Consider the following 14,405-nt stretch of genomic DNA (forward strand, 5'->3'; position numbering starts at 1 on the left):
AAAGCAAAAGCCGCTGCCCTTAGGCAGGCTGAGAAACGTTCCTCTTGAGGGCCAGCTCGTGCAGCCTCTCCAGCCGCACCCTCGACTCCTCGTCCGCCGGTACGTACGTGACCATCCGCGATCCCAGCTCCGGGCCCAGCCACAGTTCGGACTGGTCCACGACCAGGCGGCCCACCAGGCGGTTGAGGAACTCCTTGCGTCTGCTGTGGGCGGCGACCACCTCGTGGCGCTCCCAGGCCTCGCAGAACTCCGGGTACTCGCGCAGGCGCTTGAGGAGCATCTTCCAGGCGGGTTCGGTGAGATGGCCGGCCATGGCGGCGCGCAGGCGGGCCGCCATCAGGCGGCGGGCGTCCTCCAGGTGCACGATCGAGTTGCGCCAGTCGTCGTTCGTGTAGGACAGCAGGATGCAGTTGCGGTCCTCGGGTGGTACCGCCTCCATGTCGCACAGCAGCAGCCCGAAGGTGCGGTTGTGGGCGAGGATGTCGTACCGGCTGTTCTGGATGCTGGCGGGGTACGGCTCCAGTTGCTCCAGCATGGCCCGTAGCGCGGGTGTCACCGACGGGCACAGCAGCGCCGGTGTCGGGTCCACCGCGCCGGACAGCTGGAACAGGTGGGCGCGCTCGGTGGCGTCGAGCATCAGGGTGCGGGCGAGGGCGTCGAGGACCTGGACGGAGACCTGGATGTCACGGCCCTGTTCGAGCCAGGTGTACCAGGTGACGCCGACCGCGGAGAGCTGGGCGACCTCCTCACGGCGCAGACCGGGCGTGCGGCGCCGGCGGCCACGCGGGAGCCCCACCTCCTCCGGGGTGATGCGCTCGCGGCGACTGCGCAGGAAGGCCGCCAGCTCATGGCGCCGTACCTCGGCGCCCGTGCCGTGCGGCGGCGCGGGGGTGTTCTCCTGGATCGTCACTTGAGCCATCGTCGCCATGTCTCCAGCCTGCCGCCCTGCGGACACTGTTTCCAGGTGGTTCTTCTACCAGGATAAAGAGACTCTGGTACCAGCTTGAGCGGGGGTGCACGCTCGGAAGCGTGACCGAAACCATCGCTCCACGCACCGTCCGATCGCCCGCCGCGCCACCCTCGCTCGGCGGCCTCGGGCTCTTCACCGTGCTGCTGGCAGCGGCACTTCCTCTCATCGACTTCTTCATCGTCAATGTGGCTCTGCCGACCATCGGCAAAGATCTCCACGCGAGTGAGGCCGTACTTGAACTCGTCGTCGCGGGGTACGGGCTCGCGTACGCCGTCCTGCTCGTCCTCGGCGGACGGCTGGGTGATCTGTTCGGGCGGCGACGCTTCTTCCTCGGCGGCGTGGCGGCCTTCGGGCTGACGTCGCTGGCCTGCGGGCTCGCACCCAACGCCTGGGCCCTGGTCGCGGCGCGGGTCGCGCAGGGGGCGGCGTCCGCCGCGATGCTGCCGCAGGTCCTCGCCACCATCCAGGCGGCGACCTCGGGACAGCGGCGCGCGAAGGCCATGGGCCTGTACGGCGCCACGGCCGGGCTGTCCATGGTGGCCGGGCAGATCCTCGGCGGGATCCTGGTGGCGGCCGACATAGCCGGCACCGGCTGGCGCTCGGTGTTCCTGGTGAACGTGCCCGTGGTGATCGCGGGCCTGGTCCTCGCGGCCCGCGCCGTCCCGGAGACCCGCTCCCAGCACCCGGAGCCGGTCGACGGCCCCGGCACCGTACTGCTCACCGCTTCTCTCCTCGCCCTGCTGGCCCCGCTCACCGAGGGCCGCTCGGCGGGCTGGCCGCTGTGGACGTGGCTGTCGCTGGCGGCGTTCCCGTTCGTCGCGGCGGCGTTCTACGCGGTGGAGCGCCGGGCCGACCGCCAAGGCCGTACCCCGCTGGTCCCGCCCAGCCTGTTCGCCCTGACCTCGCTCCGCCGCGGCCTGGTGATGATCGTGCCGTTCGGCGTCGGCTTCAGCGGCTTCATGTTCGTCGTCGCGGTGGCGCTGCAGCGGGGCGCGGGACTCGGGCCCGTCCCGGCGGGGCTGGCGCTCGCACCGATGGCCGTCGTCTTCTTCTTCGTCTCGCTCGCCGGGCCACGGCTGGTCGCGCGCTACGGCACCCGGGTGGTGACTGCCGGCGGACTGATCCAGGGGGCGGGCATCGGCCTGATGGCGCTGGCCGCCTGGCGGTCCTGGCCGGACCTCGGCTTCGTCGAACTGCTCCCGGGAGCGGCTCTCGCCGGCGCCGGTCAGGCGCTCCAACTCCCCATCATCTTCCGGGTCGTACTGTCCGAGGTGGAGCCCGCGAGGGCCGGTGTCGGCAGCGGCGTGATGATGACGACCCAGCAGTCGTCGCTGGCCCTCGGGGTGGCGGCCCTCGGCACCCTGTTCCTGTCCCTGGTCCCGGGCATGGGCATGCGGGACGCCCTGGTCACCACGCTCCTCACCCAGTTGGGCTGCGTGGCCCTGACCTGCCTGCTCAGCCTGCGCCTGCCGCGCACCATCGGCTGACAAGTGCGCACGATCCTGTGTGGAATCGGCCACGGCTTGGTCAACTCGCCGTGCGGAAGTCCCTGTTGATGTTGGTCTTGCTGCACACTCCTGTGCCGGAGGCGAGACATCATGCTGGAGATCAACACGAGCAAGGTGAGCCGCTGGGACCGGCACGGACGCGAGCACGTCGTCCGAGTGCAGCGCAAGGGCGCGCAGCGCATCATCAGATGTGACACGTGCGGCTGGCGGAAGGGTGCGCAGTTCCTGCCCTGGCTGAAGGCGGAGGAGCATCTCGCCCAGGAGCACCAGGCGACGGTGGATCCTGCGGGGGCGTCGGAGGCGTAGGGCTCCCGGGAGCGAGCGGTCCGATGACTTTCCGCCGTCCCGGGAGTCGTACTCAGGACGACCGCCTAGACCGGAAGGCCGAGCCATGAGCGCTCTGTACGACACCCTGCAACGGCACGTCGACGACGGGTCCGTGCCCGGCGCCGTCGCTCTGGTGGCACGCGGCGACGACGTCGAGGTGGTGACCGTCGGCTCGGTGGACACCGAAGGCACCGCCCCGATGGCCCGGGACTCCCTCTTCCGTATCGCCTCCATCACCAAGCCGATCACGGCGGCGGCCGTGCTGATGCTGGTGGAGGACGGGTTGCTCGGACTGGACTCACCGGTGGAGGAGTGGCTGCCGGAGCTGGCGAAGCCGGTCGTGGTCCGCACTCCTGACGCCCCCGTCGACGACGTGGTCCCGGCGGCCCGCCCGATCACCGTCGAGGACCTCCTCAGCTCCCGCACCGGCTGGGGCTTCCCCGCCGACTTCTCGCTCCCGGCGGTGCAGTCCCTGTTCACGGTGCAGAAGGACGGCCGGCACCTCCAGGACTGGCCGGACCACGACACCTGGCTGCGCCTCCTCGCCCAGGTGCCGATGCTCCACCAGCCGGGCGATGCCTGGCTCTACGGCACCTCGTCCGATCTGCAGGGCATCCTGATCGCCCGGGTGTCGGGCCGTACGCTCCCCGACTTCCTCGCGGAGCGGATCTTCGAGCCGCTGGGCATGCGGGACACGGCGTTCGAGGTCCCGTCGTCGAAACGGCACCGCTTCACCTCGTCCTACGCCCCGGCCGCGGACGGCACCCTCCACCTGGCGGACACCCCGGACGGCGACTGGAGCCGCGTCCCGCGCTTCCACTCCGGCGGCGGGGGCCTGGTCTCCACGGCCGACGACTGGCTCGCCTTCGCCCGCATGCTGCTGAACTCCGGCGGAGGCCTCCTCTCCCCCACCTCGGTCAGCCGCATGACCACCAACCACCTCACGGCCGAGCAGCGGAACGCCGTCCCCCTCTTCCTGGAGGGCCAGGGCTGGGGCTACGGCGGCCAGGTCGACGTCACCCCGGCAGACCCCTGGAACGTCCCCGGCCGCTACGGCTGGGTAGGCGGCACCGGCACGACGGCGCACATCATTCCGGCCACGGGGACGGTGGCCATCCTGCTGACCCAGGCAGCGATGGCGAACCCGACCCCGACACCGGTGATGCGAGACTTCTGGGCCTGCGTGGCGGGAGGCTGAAGCGGCCTCAGTGAAGCCGCTACGGTGCGTGCGACCGCGCCCCGAAGGGGCGCGGGGCTGTATTGAATTTGCGGCTACCGCCGCGCGGGCGCGACCAGCCACGACCGGCCCGCGGCCGACCGGCAGCCCGTCAAGGCACCCGGCGGCGCTCAGCGCCGCAGTCCCCGCACCAGCAGATCCACCACCGCCTCGAACTCCCCCTCCACCCCCGGCCGTTCCCACTCCTTGGCGTAACCCGGATCATGGAAGCGGCCGGTGGCCTGGAAGAGCGCACGGGCAGCAGTCGCCGGGTCCGCGACAGCGAAGACGCCCGCTTCGACTCCCGCCCGCACGATCTCGGTCAACTGGCCGGTCAGCTCGGCGATATGACCGCTGACCACCCCACCCGCATCACCGACCAGGACGGAGTACGTGGCGAACAGCTCGGGATCCCCGCCCGCCTTGCGGCGCTTGGCCGCGAAGAGCACCGCCAGCCATTCCCGCACCCGGGCCTCCGGGTCCCGCTCCGCGTCCGCGGCGATACCTGCCAGCTCCTGAGTCGTACGGTCCAGCCACCGCTTCGTCACCGCCTCCCGCAGCGCCGCCTTCGTACGGAAGTGGCGGTAGACGCTGCCGTGGCTGACGCCGAGCGCGCGGGCCACGTCGACCACCGTGGCCTTGGCCGGGCCGTGGCGGCGCAGCACCTCCTCGGTCGCTTCGAGGATGCGCTCGGCGGTCAGGGTCTCGGAGGTCGCAGGCATGCCTAGACGGTACCGTTCCTAGGGTTGTTGGCCGGTACTGGCCAACTCGCCATAATCCGGACGCGCGGTCCGGTGGCCCCCCGAACGGTCTTGGGGGCCGGGGAACAGCGCGAGCTGGTCACCTTGGCACAGTCGGGTCGTGCCGCCCTGGGTGGGCGTGCCCGCTGTCCTGGGTGGGCGTCCCACCCGGCACGGTGATCAGCGCTCGCTGTCGAGCATGGCCATCTGAGCGGGGGCATACCGCTCGCCGGCTGCCGCGTCCGCGGGTACGGCGGACTCGATGGCGGCGAGGTCGGCCGCGTCCAGGGTCACGTCCAGGGCACCCAGGGCCTCCCCGAGCCGCTCGCGGGTGCGGGCGCCGACCAGCGGCACGATGTCCTCGCCCCTCGACAGCACCCAGGCGATGGCGATCTGCGCGACGGAGACACCCTTCTGCTCGGCGACCTTGCGCAGGGACTCGACCAGCGTGAGGTTGTGATGGAGGTTGTCGCCCTGGAAGCGGGGCGTGTGGGCGCGGTAGTCGTTCGCGGCGAACCCCTGGCCGGGTACGACATGGCCGGAGATCAGCCCGCGGGAGAGCACGCCGTACGCGGTGACGGCGATGCCCAGCTCACGCAAGGTGGGCAGGATCTCCCGCTCGGGCCCCCGGGAGATGAGCGCGTACTCGATCTGGAGGTCGGCGATCGGGGCGGTGGCGGCGGCCCGGCGGATGGTGTCCGCGCCGACCTCGCTGAGGCCGATGTGGCGGACGTATCCCTTCTCGACCAGTTCCGCGATGGCGCCGACGGTCTCCTCGATCGGCACGTTCGGGTCGAGCCGGGCGGGGCGGTAGACGTCGATGTGGTCGACGCCGAGGCGCTGGAGGGAGTAGGCGGCGAAGGTCTTCACGGAGGCCGGGCGTCCGTCGAAGCCGTACCAGTCGCCGTCCGGGCCTCGCTGGGCGCCGAACTTTACGCTGAGCAGCGCGTTCTCCCGCAGGGCGGCCGGGGCCGTGCGCAGGGCCTCGGCGATCAGCAGCTCGTTGTGGCCCATGCCGTAGAAGTCGCCGGTGTCGAGCAGGGTCACGCCGGCCTCCAGGGCGGCGTGGATGGTGGCGATGGACTCGGCGCGGTCCGAGTCGCCGTACATACCGGACATGCCCATGCAGCCGAGGCCGAGGGCGGAGACCTGGGGGCCGGTGGTTCCGAGGGATCGGGTTCGCATCGTCATGCCCCCACCCTGACATGACAGCTGACAGATTTCAATATCTGTCATTCCAACTTTGCCACCCAGCTCCACCCGCCGGACTGGTCCAGACCCATTGACGAAAGGTCTGGACCAGAGCACTGTCATGCCTACGACACCTGCACCCCCTCACCGATCCCCCACCGGGAGGCCCGATGCTCCGCCGCACCCTGGCCCTGCTCGCCACCGCGCTCGCGACCGCGGCCGCCACCCAGTTCCCCGCCGCCCCCACCGCCTCCGCCGCCGACACCTGCGCGGTCAGGTCGAGGCCCGCCGGAAAGGTCATCCAGGGCTATTGGGAAAACTGGGACGGCTCCGCGAACGGCGTCCACCCGCCCTTCGGCTGGACCCCCATCACCGACTCCCGCATCCCCGCACACGGCTACAACGTCGTCAACGCCGCCTTCCCGGTGATCCGTTCCGACGGAACGGCCCTCTGGGAGGACGGCATGGACTCGGGTGTGAGGGTGGCGACGCCCGCCGAGATGTGCGCGGCGAAGGCATCCGGCCGGACGATCCTGCTGTCGATCGGCGGAGCGGCGGCGGGCATCGACCTCAGCTCGACCGCGGTGGCCGACAAGTTCGTCTCGACGATCGTCCCGATCCTGAAGAAGTACAACTTCGACGGCATCGACATAGACATCGAGACGGGCCTGGTGGGCAGCGGGACGATCTCCCAACTCTCCACGTCCCAGGCAAACTTGGTCCGCATCATCGACGGAATCCTGGCGCGGATGCCGTCGAACTTCGGCCTCACCATGGCTCCGGAGACGGCCTATGTCACCGGCGGCAGCATCACCTACGGCTCGATCTGGGGCGCGTATCTGCCGATCGTCAAGAAGTACGCCGACAACGGCCGCCTGTGGTGGCTGAACATGCAGTACTACAACGGCAGCATGTACGGCTGCTCGGGCGACTCGTACCAGGCCGGCACGGTGGCGGGCTTCGTCGCCCAGACCGACTGCCTCAACAAGGGACTGGTCGTGCAGGGCACGACGGTCAAGGTGCCGTACGACAAACAGGTCCCCGGCCTCCCCGCCCAGCCGGGCGCCGGCGGCGGCTACATGTCACCGTCCCTCGTCTCCCAGGCCTGGAAGCACTACGGCACCGCGCTCAAGGGCCTGATGACCTGGTCGATCAACTGGGACGGCTCGAAGAACTGGACGTTCGGGGACAACGTGAAGGCGCTGCAGGGACGCTAACGCGCCGTCAGCGCCAGCTTCGCCCCCAGCGCCACGAACGACCCCGCAAAACCGCGCCGCAGCCATGCCATCACCCGTGGTCGCGAGGTGATGCGGCTGCGGACCGACGCGGCGAGGATCCCGTACGAGGCGAAGACGACGAAGGTCGCCAGCATGAACACGCCGCTCAGTCCCAGCATCCGCGGCAGCGCATGCGGCTCACCCGGATCCACGAACTGCGGAAGGAACGCGAAGAAGAAGATCGTCAGCTTGGGGTTGAGGAGGTTGATGAGCACCCCGCGGACGATCACCCGCCCCGCCGAACTCGGCGCGGCCGCCTCGTCCACGGCGATCGCCGCCTTGTCCCGCACCGTCGCCCACGCCATGTAGAGGAGGTAGGCGACACCGCCGTACTTGAGGACCTGGAAGGCGGCCGCGCTCGCGTTGAGCAGCGCGGCGAGCCCGGTGACGGTGGCCACCACATGCGGCACGATCCCGAGCGTGCAGGCGAAGGCCGCGACGACACTCGCGCGACGCCCCCGGGACAGACCGGCGGCAAGGGTGTAGACGACGCCGGTGCCGGGGGTGGCGACGACGACGAGGGTGGTGAGGAGGAAGGCGAGGCTCATGGGTGCAGCCTTGCGTGGCCGCGGCACGGGATACAGGGCCAATCGCCTGCGGTGCTCGGGGACCACTGGTCGAGGCCGCTCCATTGGACAGCGCCCGGCCGTGCTCGGAGAATTGGGAGTGTCGGCGAGCAGTCTCCCCCGGCGGCGCCTGCCGTCGGCCCCGCGGCACTCCGCGCCGCCTTGGGAGGCGCGTCATGACCATCCGTATAGCCACCTTCAACACGGAGAACCTGTTCCGCCGCCCCACAGCCTTCCGCCTCGCCGAACCGGCGCAGCGCGAGAAAGTCCTCAGCGACTTCGCCGAGTTGGTGGCCCGTCTCGACCACGCGGTGTACACGGACCAGGACAAGCAGGAGATCGCACGGATCGTCGAGGAGCACCGGGCGTACGACATCGACCCGAAGAACCCTCCGCCGATCTACGTCAACCAGTCCCGCCCCGGCAAGGGCTCCGGGCTGTTCAAGACGACCGGCACCGGGAAGAGCACGCGCGTCGAGGTCACCGCCAAGGGCCGTGCCGCATGGTCCGGTTGGGCCGAACTGGGGCAGGACGACCTCGATCTGGACGTGGTGCGCAACACCGGCCGCGTGGTCTCGGAGGTCGACGCCGACATCCTGCTCACCGTGGAGGTCGAGGACCGGCTCACCCTGGAACGCTTCAACACCCAGGTCCTGGCGGGGGCGCTGGGCAGGCGGCCGTACCCCTACAACCTGCTGATCGACGGCAACGACCCCCGGGGCATCGACATCGGCATCCTCAGCCGTCACCCGATCACGTCTGTGCGGTCCCACATCTTCGACACCGACCCGGAGCGCCCCGAGGACCGCCTCTTCAGCCGGGACTGCCCCGAGTTCGAGATCGGACTCGACGGCACGCCCCTGGTGATCCTCGGCAACCACCTCAAGAGCAAGTTCCACGACGACCCGGAGCTGCGGCTGGCCCAGGCGAGGCGGGTCGTGGAGATCTACCGGGCCGCGCTGGAGCGCACCCCGCACGTCATGGTCGCCGGAGACCTCAACGACGACCCGAACAGCGCACCGGCCGTGGAGCTGGGGGAAACCGGTCTGCGTGACGTGATGAGTCACCACGCCTACCGCGGTGCGCCCGGCACCCACGGGGAGTGCAGGAGCGAGAGCGACAAGCTCGACTACCTGCTGCTGCCGCCGCCGCTGTGGCAGGAGGTGCAGCACGTCGGCCTGGAGACCCGCGGGATCTTCGCGGACGGCATCAAGTCCTTCGACACCGTGACGGCGAAGACCAACGCAGCATCCGACCATGCGGCCCTCTACGTGGACCTGGATCTGTAGACACGACGGTGCCGGGCCCCCGGAGGGACCCGGCACCGGCAGCGAGGAAGGTCAGGCGCCGATCAGGCGGCCCGCGAGGTACCCCTCGATCTGGTCCAGCGACACCCGCTCCTGCTTCATGGAGTCACGCTCACGCACCGTCACGGCGTTGTCGTCCAGCGTGTCGAAGTCGACCGTCACGCAGTACGGCGTACCGATCTCGTCCTGGCGGCGGTAGCGGCGGCCGATGGCGCCCGCGTCGTCGAACTCGATGTTCCAGTTCTGCCGCAGCGCCTGGGCGAGGCCCTTCGCCTTCGGGGACAGCTCGGGGTTGCGGGACAGCGGCAGCACCGCGACCTTCACGGGCGCCAGACGGTGGTCCAGACGCAGCACCGTGCGCTTCTCCATCTTGCCCTTGGCGTTGGGCGCCTCGTCCTCGACGTAGGCGTCGAGCAGGAAGGCGAGCATCGCCCGGCCGACACCGGCCGCCGGCTCGATGACGTACGGGGTCCAGCGCTCGCCGGCCTCCTGGTCGAAGTAGAAGAGGTCCTGGCCGGAGGCCTTGGAGTGCGAGGAGAGGTCGTAGTCGGTGCGGTTGGCGACGCCCTCCAGCTCGCCCCACTCGTTGCCGCCGAACTGGAAGCGGTACTCGATGTCGGCGGTGCGCTTGGAGTAGTGGGAGAGCTTCTCCGCCGGGTGCTCGTACCAGCGCATGTTCTCCTCACGGAGACCCAGGCCCGTGTACCAGTTCCAGCGCTGCTCCATCCAGTACTCCTGCCACTTCTCGTCCTCGCCCGGCTTGACGAAGAACTCCATCTCCATCTGCTCGAACTCGCGGGTGCGGAAGATGAAGTTGCCGGGCGTGATCTCGTTGCGGAAGGACTTGCCCATCTGCGCGATGCCGAACGGGGGCTTCTTGCGCGAGGTGGTCTGCACCTGGGCGAAGTTGGTGAAGATGCCCTGGGCGGTCTCCGGGCGCAGGTACGCGATCGAGCCGGAGTCCTGGGTCGGGCCGAGGTGCGTCGACAGCAGGCCCGAGAACTGCTTGGGCTCGGTGAACTGGCCCTTGTTGCCGCAGTTCGGGCAGTTGATGTCCGCCAGCCCGTTCTCCGGGAGGTGGCCCTTCTTGGCCTCGTAGGCCTCCTCCAGGTGGTCCGCGCGGAACCGCTTGTGGCAGGAGGTGCACTCGGTGAGCGGGTCCGTGAAGGTGGCGACGTGGCCGGAGGCGACCCAGACCTCGGGGGCCAGGATCACGGACGAGTCGATACCGACCACGTCCTCGCGCGACGTCACCATGTAGCGCCACCACTGACGCTTCAGGTTCTCCTTGAGCTCGACACCCAGCGGCCCGTAGTCCCAGGCGGCGCGCTGGCCGCCGTAGATCTCACTGCAAGGGAATACGAAGCCACGGCGCTTGCTCAGGCTGACGATGGTGTCGATCTTGTCGGCGGCCACGGTGCTCTCTTCATTACGACGACGGGCGACGAAGCGAGACGCTTCAGAGCGAATGCTTCAGGGTACCGGCGGGGGCTCCCTCTCAATCAAATCGGTTCGGCTTACGGGCACCGCACAGCCCTTCCGTCCGCCTTGTCCGAGCCTTTACCGAGGTTTGTTGACAACGGTTTCCATGTTTGTTGAAAATGACTGTCATGAACGTACGACGACGCCTCATATCCACCGCGGCCACGGCCGCAGTCACCGCCCTCGGCCTCACCACCCTCTCCGCCTGCGCCGGCGCGAGCGCCGCCACCGGCAACACGGACAAGTTCGACGTCGTCGCGTCGTTCTACCCGCTGGAGTTCCTCGCCGAGCAGATCGGCGGAAGCCATGTGCACGTCACCAACCTGACCGAGCCCGGGCAGGAGCCGCACGACCTGGAGATCAGCGCCCGGCAGACCGCGCAGCTCCAGGAGTCGGACGCGGTGCTCTACCTCAAAAACCTCCAGCCCGCCGTCGACGACGCGGTGGCCCAGTCCGAGGTCAAGACGAAGATCGACGCCGCCTCCCTCGTCTCGCTGGAGAAGCACGGCAACGAGGTCGGGGGCCACGCCGCCTCCCACGACAGCTCCAAGAACGAGGAGCTGGCCGGCCTCGACCCCCACATCTGGCTCGACCCGGTGAGGTACGCCCAGGTCGCCCAGGGCGTCGGCGCCGCCTTCGAGAAGGCGGACCCGGCTCACGCGGCCGACTACAAGAAGAACACCGTGGCCCTGGTCAAGAAGCTCGACGCGCTCAACACCCGGTTCAAGGACGGCCTTTCGGGGACCAGGTCCAAGGTCTTCATCACCACGCACGCCGCCTTCGGCTACCTCGCCGAGCGCTACGGCCTGACCGAGGAGGCCATCAACGGCCTCGACCCGGAGTCCGAGCCGAGCGCGGCCCGGGTGAAGGACCTTGAGAAGATGGCGAAGGCCGACGGCGTCACGACGGTGTTCTACGAGACGCTCGTCAGCGACAAGACCGCGAAGACCGTCGCCGCCGACGCCGGACTGAAGACGGACGTCCTCGACCCGATCGAGGGCATCACGCCGAAGTCCCGCGGCAAGGACTACTTCTCGGTCCAGGAGGCCAACCTCAAGGCGCTGCAGACGGCCCTGGGATCCAAATGACGTTTACGGAGGACGACATGGGCGTGGGCGCACCGGACGAGCCCGTCATAGCGATGCGCGGGGTCCGCGCCGACCTGGGCTCGCGCCCCGTCCTGCGCGGGATCGACCTCACCGTGGCACGCGGTGAGGTCGTCGCGCTGCTCGGCGCGAACGGCTCCGGCAAGTCGACCGCGATCCGCACGATCATCGGCCAGGTACCGGTGAGCGCCGGCGAGGTCGAGCTGTTCGGGACGGAGCGCAGGCGGTTCCGGGACTGGGCGCGGGTGGGGTACGTACCGCAGCGCACGACCGCCGCGGGCGGTGTCCCCGCCACCGTCACCGAGATCGTGTCGTCGGGGCGGCTGTCCCGGGCCCGTTTCGGTGTGCTGCGCAAGGCGGACCACGCGGCCGTACGCCGGGCCCTGGAGCTCGTCGGCATGGCGGACAGGGCGAAGGACTCGGTGAACGCCCTCTCCGGCGGCCAGCACCAGCGCGTGCTGATCGCCCGCGCGCTCGCCGCCGAACCCGAGCTGCTGATCATGGACGAGCCGATGGCGGGCGTGGACCTGGCCAGCCAGGAGGTGCTCGCGCAGACGCTGCGCGAGCAGGTCGCGGCGGGTACGACGGTGCTGCTCGTCCTGCACGAACTCGGGCCGCTGGAGCCCCTGATCGACCGCGCGGTGGTGCTCCGCGACGGCTGCGTCCTGCACGACGGCCCGCCCCCGCAGGCCGTCGGCCAGCACGCGCTGCCGGGCCACGACCACGTACACCCCCACGAGCACACGCCCGTGCGCACAGGCCTGCTGAGCTGAGGGACCGGTAATGGACTTTCTCGACTTCGCCTTCATGCAGCGGGCCCTGCTCGCCGCCGTCCTCGTCGGCATCACCGCCCCGGCGATCGGCATCTACCTCGTGCAGCGCCGCCAGGCCCTGATGGGCGACGGCATCGGCCATGTGGCGATGACCGGCGTCGGCCTCGGCTTCCTGCTCTCCGCGTCCCCGGTCTGGATGGCGACCCTCACCTCCGTGCTCGGCGCGGTCCTGATGGAGCTGATCCGCTGGTACGGCCGCACCCGCGGCGACATCGCCCTCGCGATGCTCTTCTACGGCGGCATGGCCGGCGGCGTGATGTTCATCAACCTCGCGCCGGGCGGCTCCAACGCCAACCTGACCTCGTACCTCTTCGGCTCGCTGTCGACCGTCTCGCAGTCGGACGTGACGGCGATCTGCCTGCTCGCGGGCTTCGTGGTGCTGGTCACCCTCGGTCTGCGCCGGCAGCTCTTCGCGGTCAGCCAGGACGAGGAGTTCGCGCGCGTCACGGGCCTTCCGGTGCGCGCCCTGAACCTTCTCACCGCCGTCACGGCGGCGGTGACGGTGACGGTCGCCATGCGGGTGGTGGGCCTGCTGCTGGTGAGCGCCCTGATGGTGGTGCCCGTGGCGGCGGCACAGCAGTTGAGCCGCAGCTTTGCGGCGACCTTCGTGATCGCGGTGGCGATCGGGGTGTCCGTGACCATCGGCGGCACGATCACCTCGTACTACCAGGACGTGCCGCCCGGCGCGACGATCGTGCTGCTGACCATCGCGGCCTTCATGGCGCTGACCGCGCTGGCGGCCCCGCTGGCCCGCCGCCGCGCCCGTGCCGCGGCGGCCGGACAGCCCGCCGGCGACCCGGCGGAGTGCACAATTCCGGCCGCACGGACCCCCGAGGGGAAGGTCGGCGTCTGACTGCGCACGGGCCGGGCTGGCACAATGGCCCGGCAAGCGCAGATGTAGGAGGAGGCAACCGGTGACGACCGCTGGACCGCCCGTGAAGGGCCGCGCCACCCGGCAGCGTGCCGCTGTGGCGGCGGCGCTCGACGAGGTCGACGAGTTCCGCAGCGCCCAGGAACTCCACGACATGCTCAAGCACAAGGGCGACTCCGTGGGCCTGACCACGGTCTACCGCACCCTCCAGAACCTCGCCGACGCGGGCGAGGTCGATGTCCTGCGCACCTCCGACGGCGAGTCGGTGTACCGCCGCTGCTCCACCGGCGAACACCACCACCACCTCGTCTGCCGTGTCTGCGGCAAGGCGGTCGAGGTCGAGGGCCCGGCGGTGGAGAAGTGGGCGGAGGCGATCGCCGCCGAGCACGGGTACGTGAACGTGGCGCACACGGTGGAGATCTTCGGCACCTGTGCGGACTGCGCCTCCGCCGGGAACTGACGCTCAGACGCGGGTCAGGTTGCGGTCGAGGATCTCCCGCAGCCGGTCCGCGTCCGCGGGGTCCGCGAGGCCCCGCTTGGGCAGCACCGTGAAGCAGCTGGCGTTCTTGTCGTCGCTGTAGGTGAAGAACGCGTCCTTGGTCTCCCGATAGCGGGGCTGCGCGGCCCACTTGACCGACGTGGTGCTGTTGTCGGTGGTCATCGTCAGGCCGGTGTCCGCGACGGTCGCGTGGTAGGTGCCGTTGCGGGCGGCGAGCTTCTGGAAGGCGCGGGCCTGGAGCCGGGGTGCGAGAACCAGCAGGAACACCAGGAGCAGGGGCAGCCAGATCAGCAGGAACCAGTCGGGGTCCTCCCTCCCCGCCACCGCCAGCGAGGCTTTCAGCACGAAGGCGAACGCCACGACACCTACGGCCCAGCTCCGCAGCCACCTCCGCGGCCTCACCCGGCCACGTTCCCGCAGCGCCCCGACGAAATCGCCCACGACCGGCTCGTACGCCAGCTCCACCACGCCCTGTTCGGCGTCCCGCCCCATGTCCATGACCATGAGGCGGG

Annotated in this window: 15 protein-coding genes; 9 read left to right on the forward strand and 6 right to left on the reverse strand. The window is 70.0% G+C overall.

The features are described 5' to 3' along the window. Nucleotides 1–19: 19 nt before the first annotated feature. The gene (locus ACWDAG_RS08105) at nucleotides 20–919 is read right to left on the reverse strand and encodes a helix-turn-helix transcriptional regulator (protein ID WP_450694804.1); all 900 of its coding nucleotides are present in this window, start codon (nucleotides 917–919) and stop codon (nucleotides 20–22) included. Nucleotides 920–1,029: 110 nt separating this feature from the next. Between ACWDAG_RS08105 and ACWDAG_RS08110 the strand changes: the two genes are divergently transcribed. The 3 genes from ACWDAG_RS08110 to ACWDAG_RS08120 all read left to right on the forward strand — a co-directional run bounded on the left by ACWDAG_RS08110 (nucleotide 1,030) and on the right by ACWDAG_RS08120 (nucleotide 4,003). Next, a complete protein-coding gene (locus ACWDAG_RS08110) occupies nucleotides 1,030–2,457 on the forward strand; it encodes an MFS transporter (protein WP_450694759.1) in 1,428 nt (475 codons plus the stop codon). 111 nt (nucleotides 2,458–2,568) lie between these two features. Further along, nucleotides 2,569–2,784, forward strand: a complete 216-nt coding sequence (locus ACWDAG_RS08115) for a hypothetical protein (RefSeq protein ID WP_450694760.1) — start codon at nucleotides 2,569–2,571, stop codon at nucleotides 2,782–2,784. Between the two features lie 85 nt (nucleotides 2,785–2,869). Then, the gene (locus ACWDAG_RS08120) at nucleotides 2,870–4,003 is read left to right on the forward strand and encodes a serine hydrolase domain-containing protein (RefSeq protein ID WP_450694761.1); all 1,134 of its coding nucleotides are present in this window, start codon (nucleotides 2,870–2,872) and stop codon (nucleotides 4,001–4,003) included. Between the two features lie 149 nt (nucleotides 4,004–4,152). Here ACWDAG_RS08120 and ACWDAG_RS08125 read toward each other — a convergent pair whose 3' ends face one another. Next, nucleotides 4,153–4,743, reverse strand: coding sequence for a TetR family transcriptional regulator (locus ACWDAG_RS08125; RefSeq protein WP_450694762.1), 591 nt, complete (start codon nucleotides 4,741–4,743; stop codon nucleotides 4,153–4,155). Nucleotides 4,744–4,941: 198 nt separating this feature from the next. Beyond that, nucleotides 4,942–5,952, reverse strand: a complete 1,011-nt coding sequence (locus tag ACWDAG_RS08130; protein ID WP_450694763.1) for an aldo/keto reductase — start codon at nucleotides 5,950–5,952, stop codon at nucleotides 4,942–4,944. A 170-nt stretch (nucleotides 5,953–6,122) separates the two neighbouring features. Between ACWDAG_RS08130 and ACWDAG_RS08135 the strand changes: the two genes are divergently transcribed. After that, nucleotides 6,123–7,169, forward strand: coding sequence for a chitinase (locus tag ACWDAG_RS08135; protein ID WP_450694764.1), 1,047 nt, complete (start codon nucleotides 6,123–6,125; stop codon nucleotides 7,167–7,169). Here ACWDAG_RS08135 and ACWDAG_RS08140 read toward each other — a convergent pair. Next, nucleotides 7,166–7,777 (reverse strand): LysE family translocator, encoded by a 612-nt coding sequence (locus ACWDAG_RS08140; RefSeq protein WP_450694765.1) that lies wholly within the window; start codon nucleotides 7,775–7,777, stop codon nucleotides 7,166–7,168. The genes ACWDAG_RS08135 and ACWDAG_RS08140 overlap by 4 nt on opposite strands. Before the next feature lie 194 nt (nucleotides 7,778–7,971). Between ACWDAG_RS08140 and ACWDAG_RS08145 the strand changes: the two genes are divergently transcribed. Beyond that, on the forward strand, nucleotides 7,972–9,084 hold the full coding sequence (locus tag ACWDAG_RS08145) for an endonuclease/exonuclease/phosphatase family protein (RefSeq protein ID WP_450694766.1): 1,113 nt from the start codon (nucleotides 7,972–7,974) through the stop codon (nucleotides 9,082–9,084). 51 nt (nucleotides 9,085–9,135) lie between these two features. On the opposite strand, the gene ACWDAG_RS08150 is transcribed toward ACWDAG_RS08145, so the two are convergent. After that, a complete protein-coding gene (locus ACWDAG_RS08150; RefSeq protein WP_450694767.1) occupies nucleotides 9,136–10,518 on the reverse strand; it encodes a glycine--tRNA ligase in 1,383 nt (460 codons plus the stop codon). Nucleotides 10,519–10,712: 194 nt separating this feature from the next. On the opposite strand from ACWDAG_RS08150, the gene ACWDAG_RS08155 reads away from it, so the two are divergent. The 4 genes from ACWDAG_RS08155 to ACWDAG_RS08170 all read left to right on the forward strand — a co-directional run bounded on the left by ACWDAG_RS08155 (nucleotide 10,713) and on the right by ACWDAG_RS08170 (nucleotide 13,854). Then, nucleotides 10,713–11,672, forward strand: a complete 960-nt coding sequence (locus ACWDAG_RS08155) for a metal ABC transporter substrate-binding protein (protein WP_450694768.1) — start codon at nucleotides 10,713–10,715, stop codon at nucleotides 11,670–11,672. Further along, complete coding sequence (locus tag ACWDAG_RS08160) at nucleotides 11,669–12,463, forward strand: metal ABC transporter ATP-binding protein (RefSeq protein WP_450694769.1); 795 nt, start codon at nucleotides 11,669–11,671, stop codon at nucleotides 12,461–12,463. Before ACWDAG_RS08155 ends, ACWDAG_RS08160 begins: the two co-directional genes overlap by 4 nt. Nucleotides 12,464–12,473: 10 nt before the next feature. Further along, the gene (locus ACWDAG_RS08165; protein ID WP_450694770.1) at nucleotides 12,474–13,376 is read left to right on the forward strand and encodes a metal ABC transporter permease; all 903 of its coding nucleotides are present in this window, start codon (nucleotides 12,474–12,476) and stop codon (nucleotides 13,374–13,376) included. 61 nt (nucleotides 13,377–13,437) lie between these two features. Next, nucleotides 13,438–13,854 carry a Fur family transcriptional regulator gene (locus ACWDAG_RS08170; protein WP_232646388.1) on the forward strand — a complete coding sequence of 139 codons (417 nt, stop codon included), beginning with the start codon at nucleotides 13,438–13,440 and terminating at the stop codon, nucleotides 13,852–13,854. 3 nt (nucleotides 13,855–13,857) lie between these two features. Here the strand turns inward: ACWDAG_RS08170 and ACWDAG_RS08175 are convergent, their stop codons facing one another. Continuing rightward, nucleotides 13,858–14,397: a YcxB family protein gene (locus ACWDAG_RS08175; protein WP_450694771.1), complete on the reverse strand. Its 540-nt coding sequence runs from the start codon at nucleotides 14,395–14,397 to the stop codon at nucleotides 13,858–13,860. Nucleotides 14,398–14,405 lie beyond the last annotated feature (8 nt).

This window comes from Streptomyces sp. NPDC001157 (assembly GCF_053598255.1).

Excerpts from the sequence above, each read along its gene's own strand:
- ACWDAG_RS08160 (WP_450694769.1), top strand. The coding sequence starts at position 11,669 with ATGACGTTTACGGAGGACGACATGGGCGTGGGCGCACCGGACGAGCCC.
- ACWDAG_RS08130 (WP_450694763.1), bottom strand. The coding sequence starts at position 5,952 with ATGACGATGCGAACCCGATCCCTCGGAACCACCGGCCCCCAGGTCTCC.
- ACWDAG_RS08165 (WP_450694770.1), top strand. The coding sequence starts at position 12,474 with ATGGACTTTCTCGACTTCGCCTTCATGCAGCGGGCCCTGCTCGCCGCC.
- ACWDAG_RS08135 (WP_450694764.1), top strand. The coding sequence starts at position 6,123 with ATGCTCCGCCGCACCCTGGCCCTGCTCGCCACCGCGCTCGCGACCGCG.
- ACWDAG_RS08120 (WP_450694761.1), top strand. The coding sequence starts at position 2,870 with ATGAGCGCTCTGTACGACACCCTGCAACGGCACGTCGACGACGGGTCC.
- ACWDAG_RS08145 (WP_450694766.1), top strand. The coding sequence starts at position 7,972 with ATGACCATCCGTATAGCCACCTTCAACACGGAGAACCTGTTCCGCCGC.
- ACWDAG_RS08115 (WP_450694760.1), top strand. The coding sequence starts at position 2,569 with ATGCTGGAGATCAACACGAGCAAGGTGAGCCGCTGGGACCGGCACGGA.
- ACWDAG_RS08140 (WP_450694765.1), bottom strand. The coding sequence starts at position 7,777 with ATGAGCCTCGCCTTCCTCCTCACCACCCTCGTCGTCGTCGCCACCCCC.
- ACWDAG_RS08105 (WP_450694804.1), bottom strand. The coding sequence starts at position 919 with ATGGCTCAAGTGACGATCCAGGAGAACACCCCCGCGCCGCCGCACGGC.
- ACWDAG_RS08155 (WP_450694768.1), top strand. The coding sequence starts at position 10,713 with ATGAACGTACGACGACGCCTCATATCCACCGCGGCCACGGCCGCAGTC.
- ACWDAG_RS08125 (WP_450694762.1), bottom strand. The coding sequence starts at position 4,743 with ATGCCTGCGACCTCCGAGACCCTGACCGCCGAGCGCATCCTCGAAGCG.
- ACWDAG_RS08175 (WP_450694771.1), bottom strand. The coding sequence starts at position 14,397 with ATGGTCATGGACATGGGGCGGGACGCCGAACAGGGCGTGGTGGAGCTG.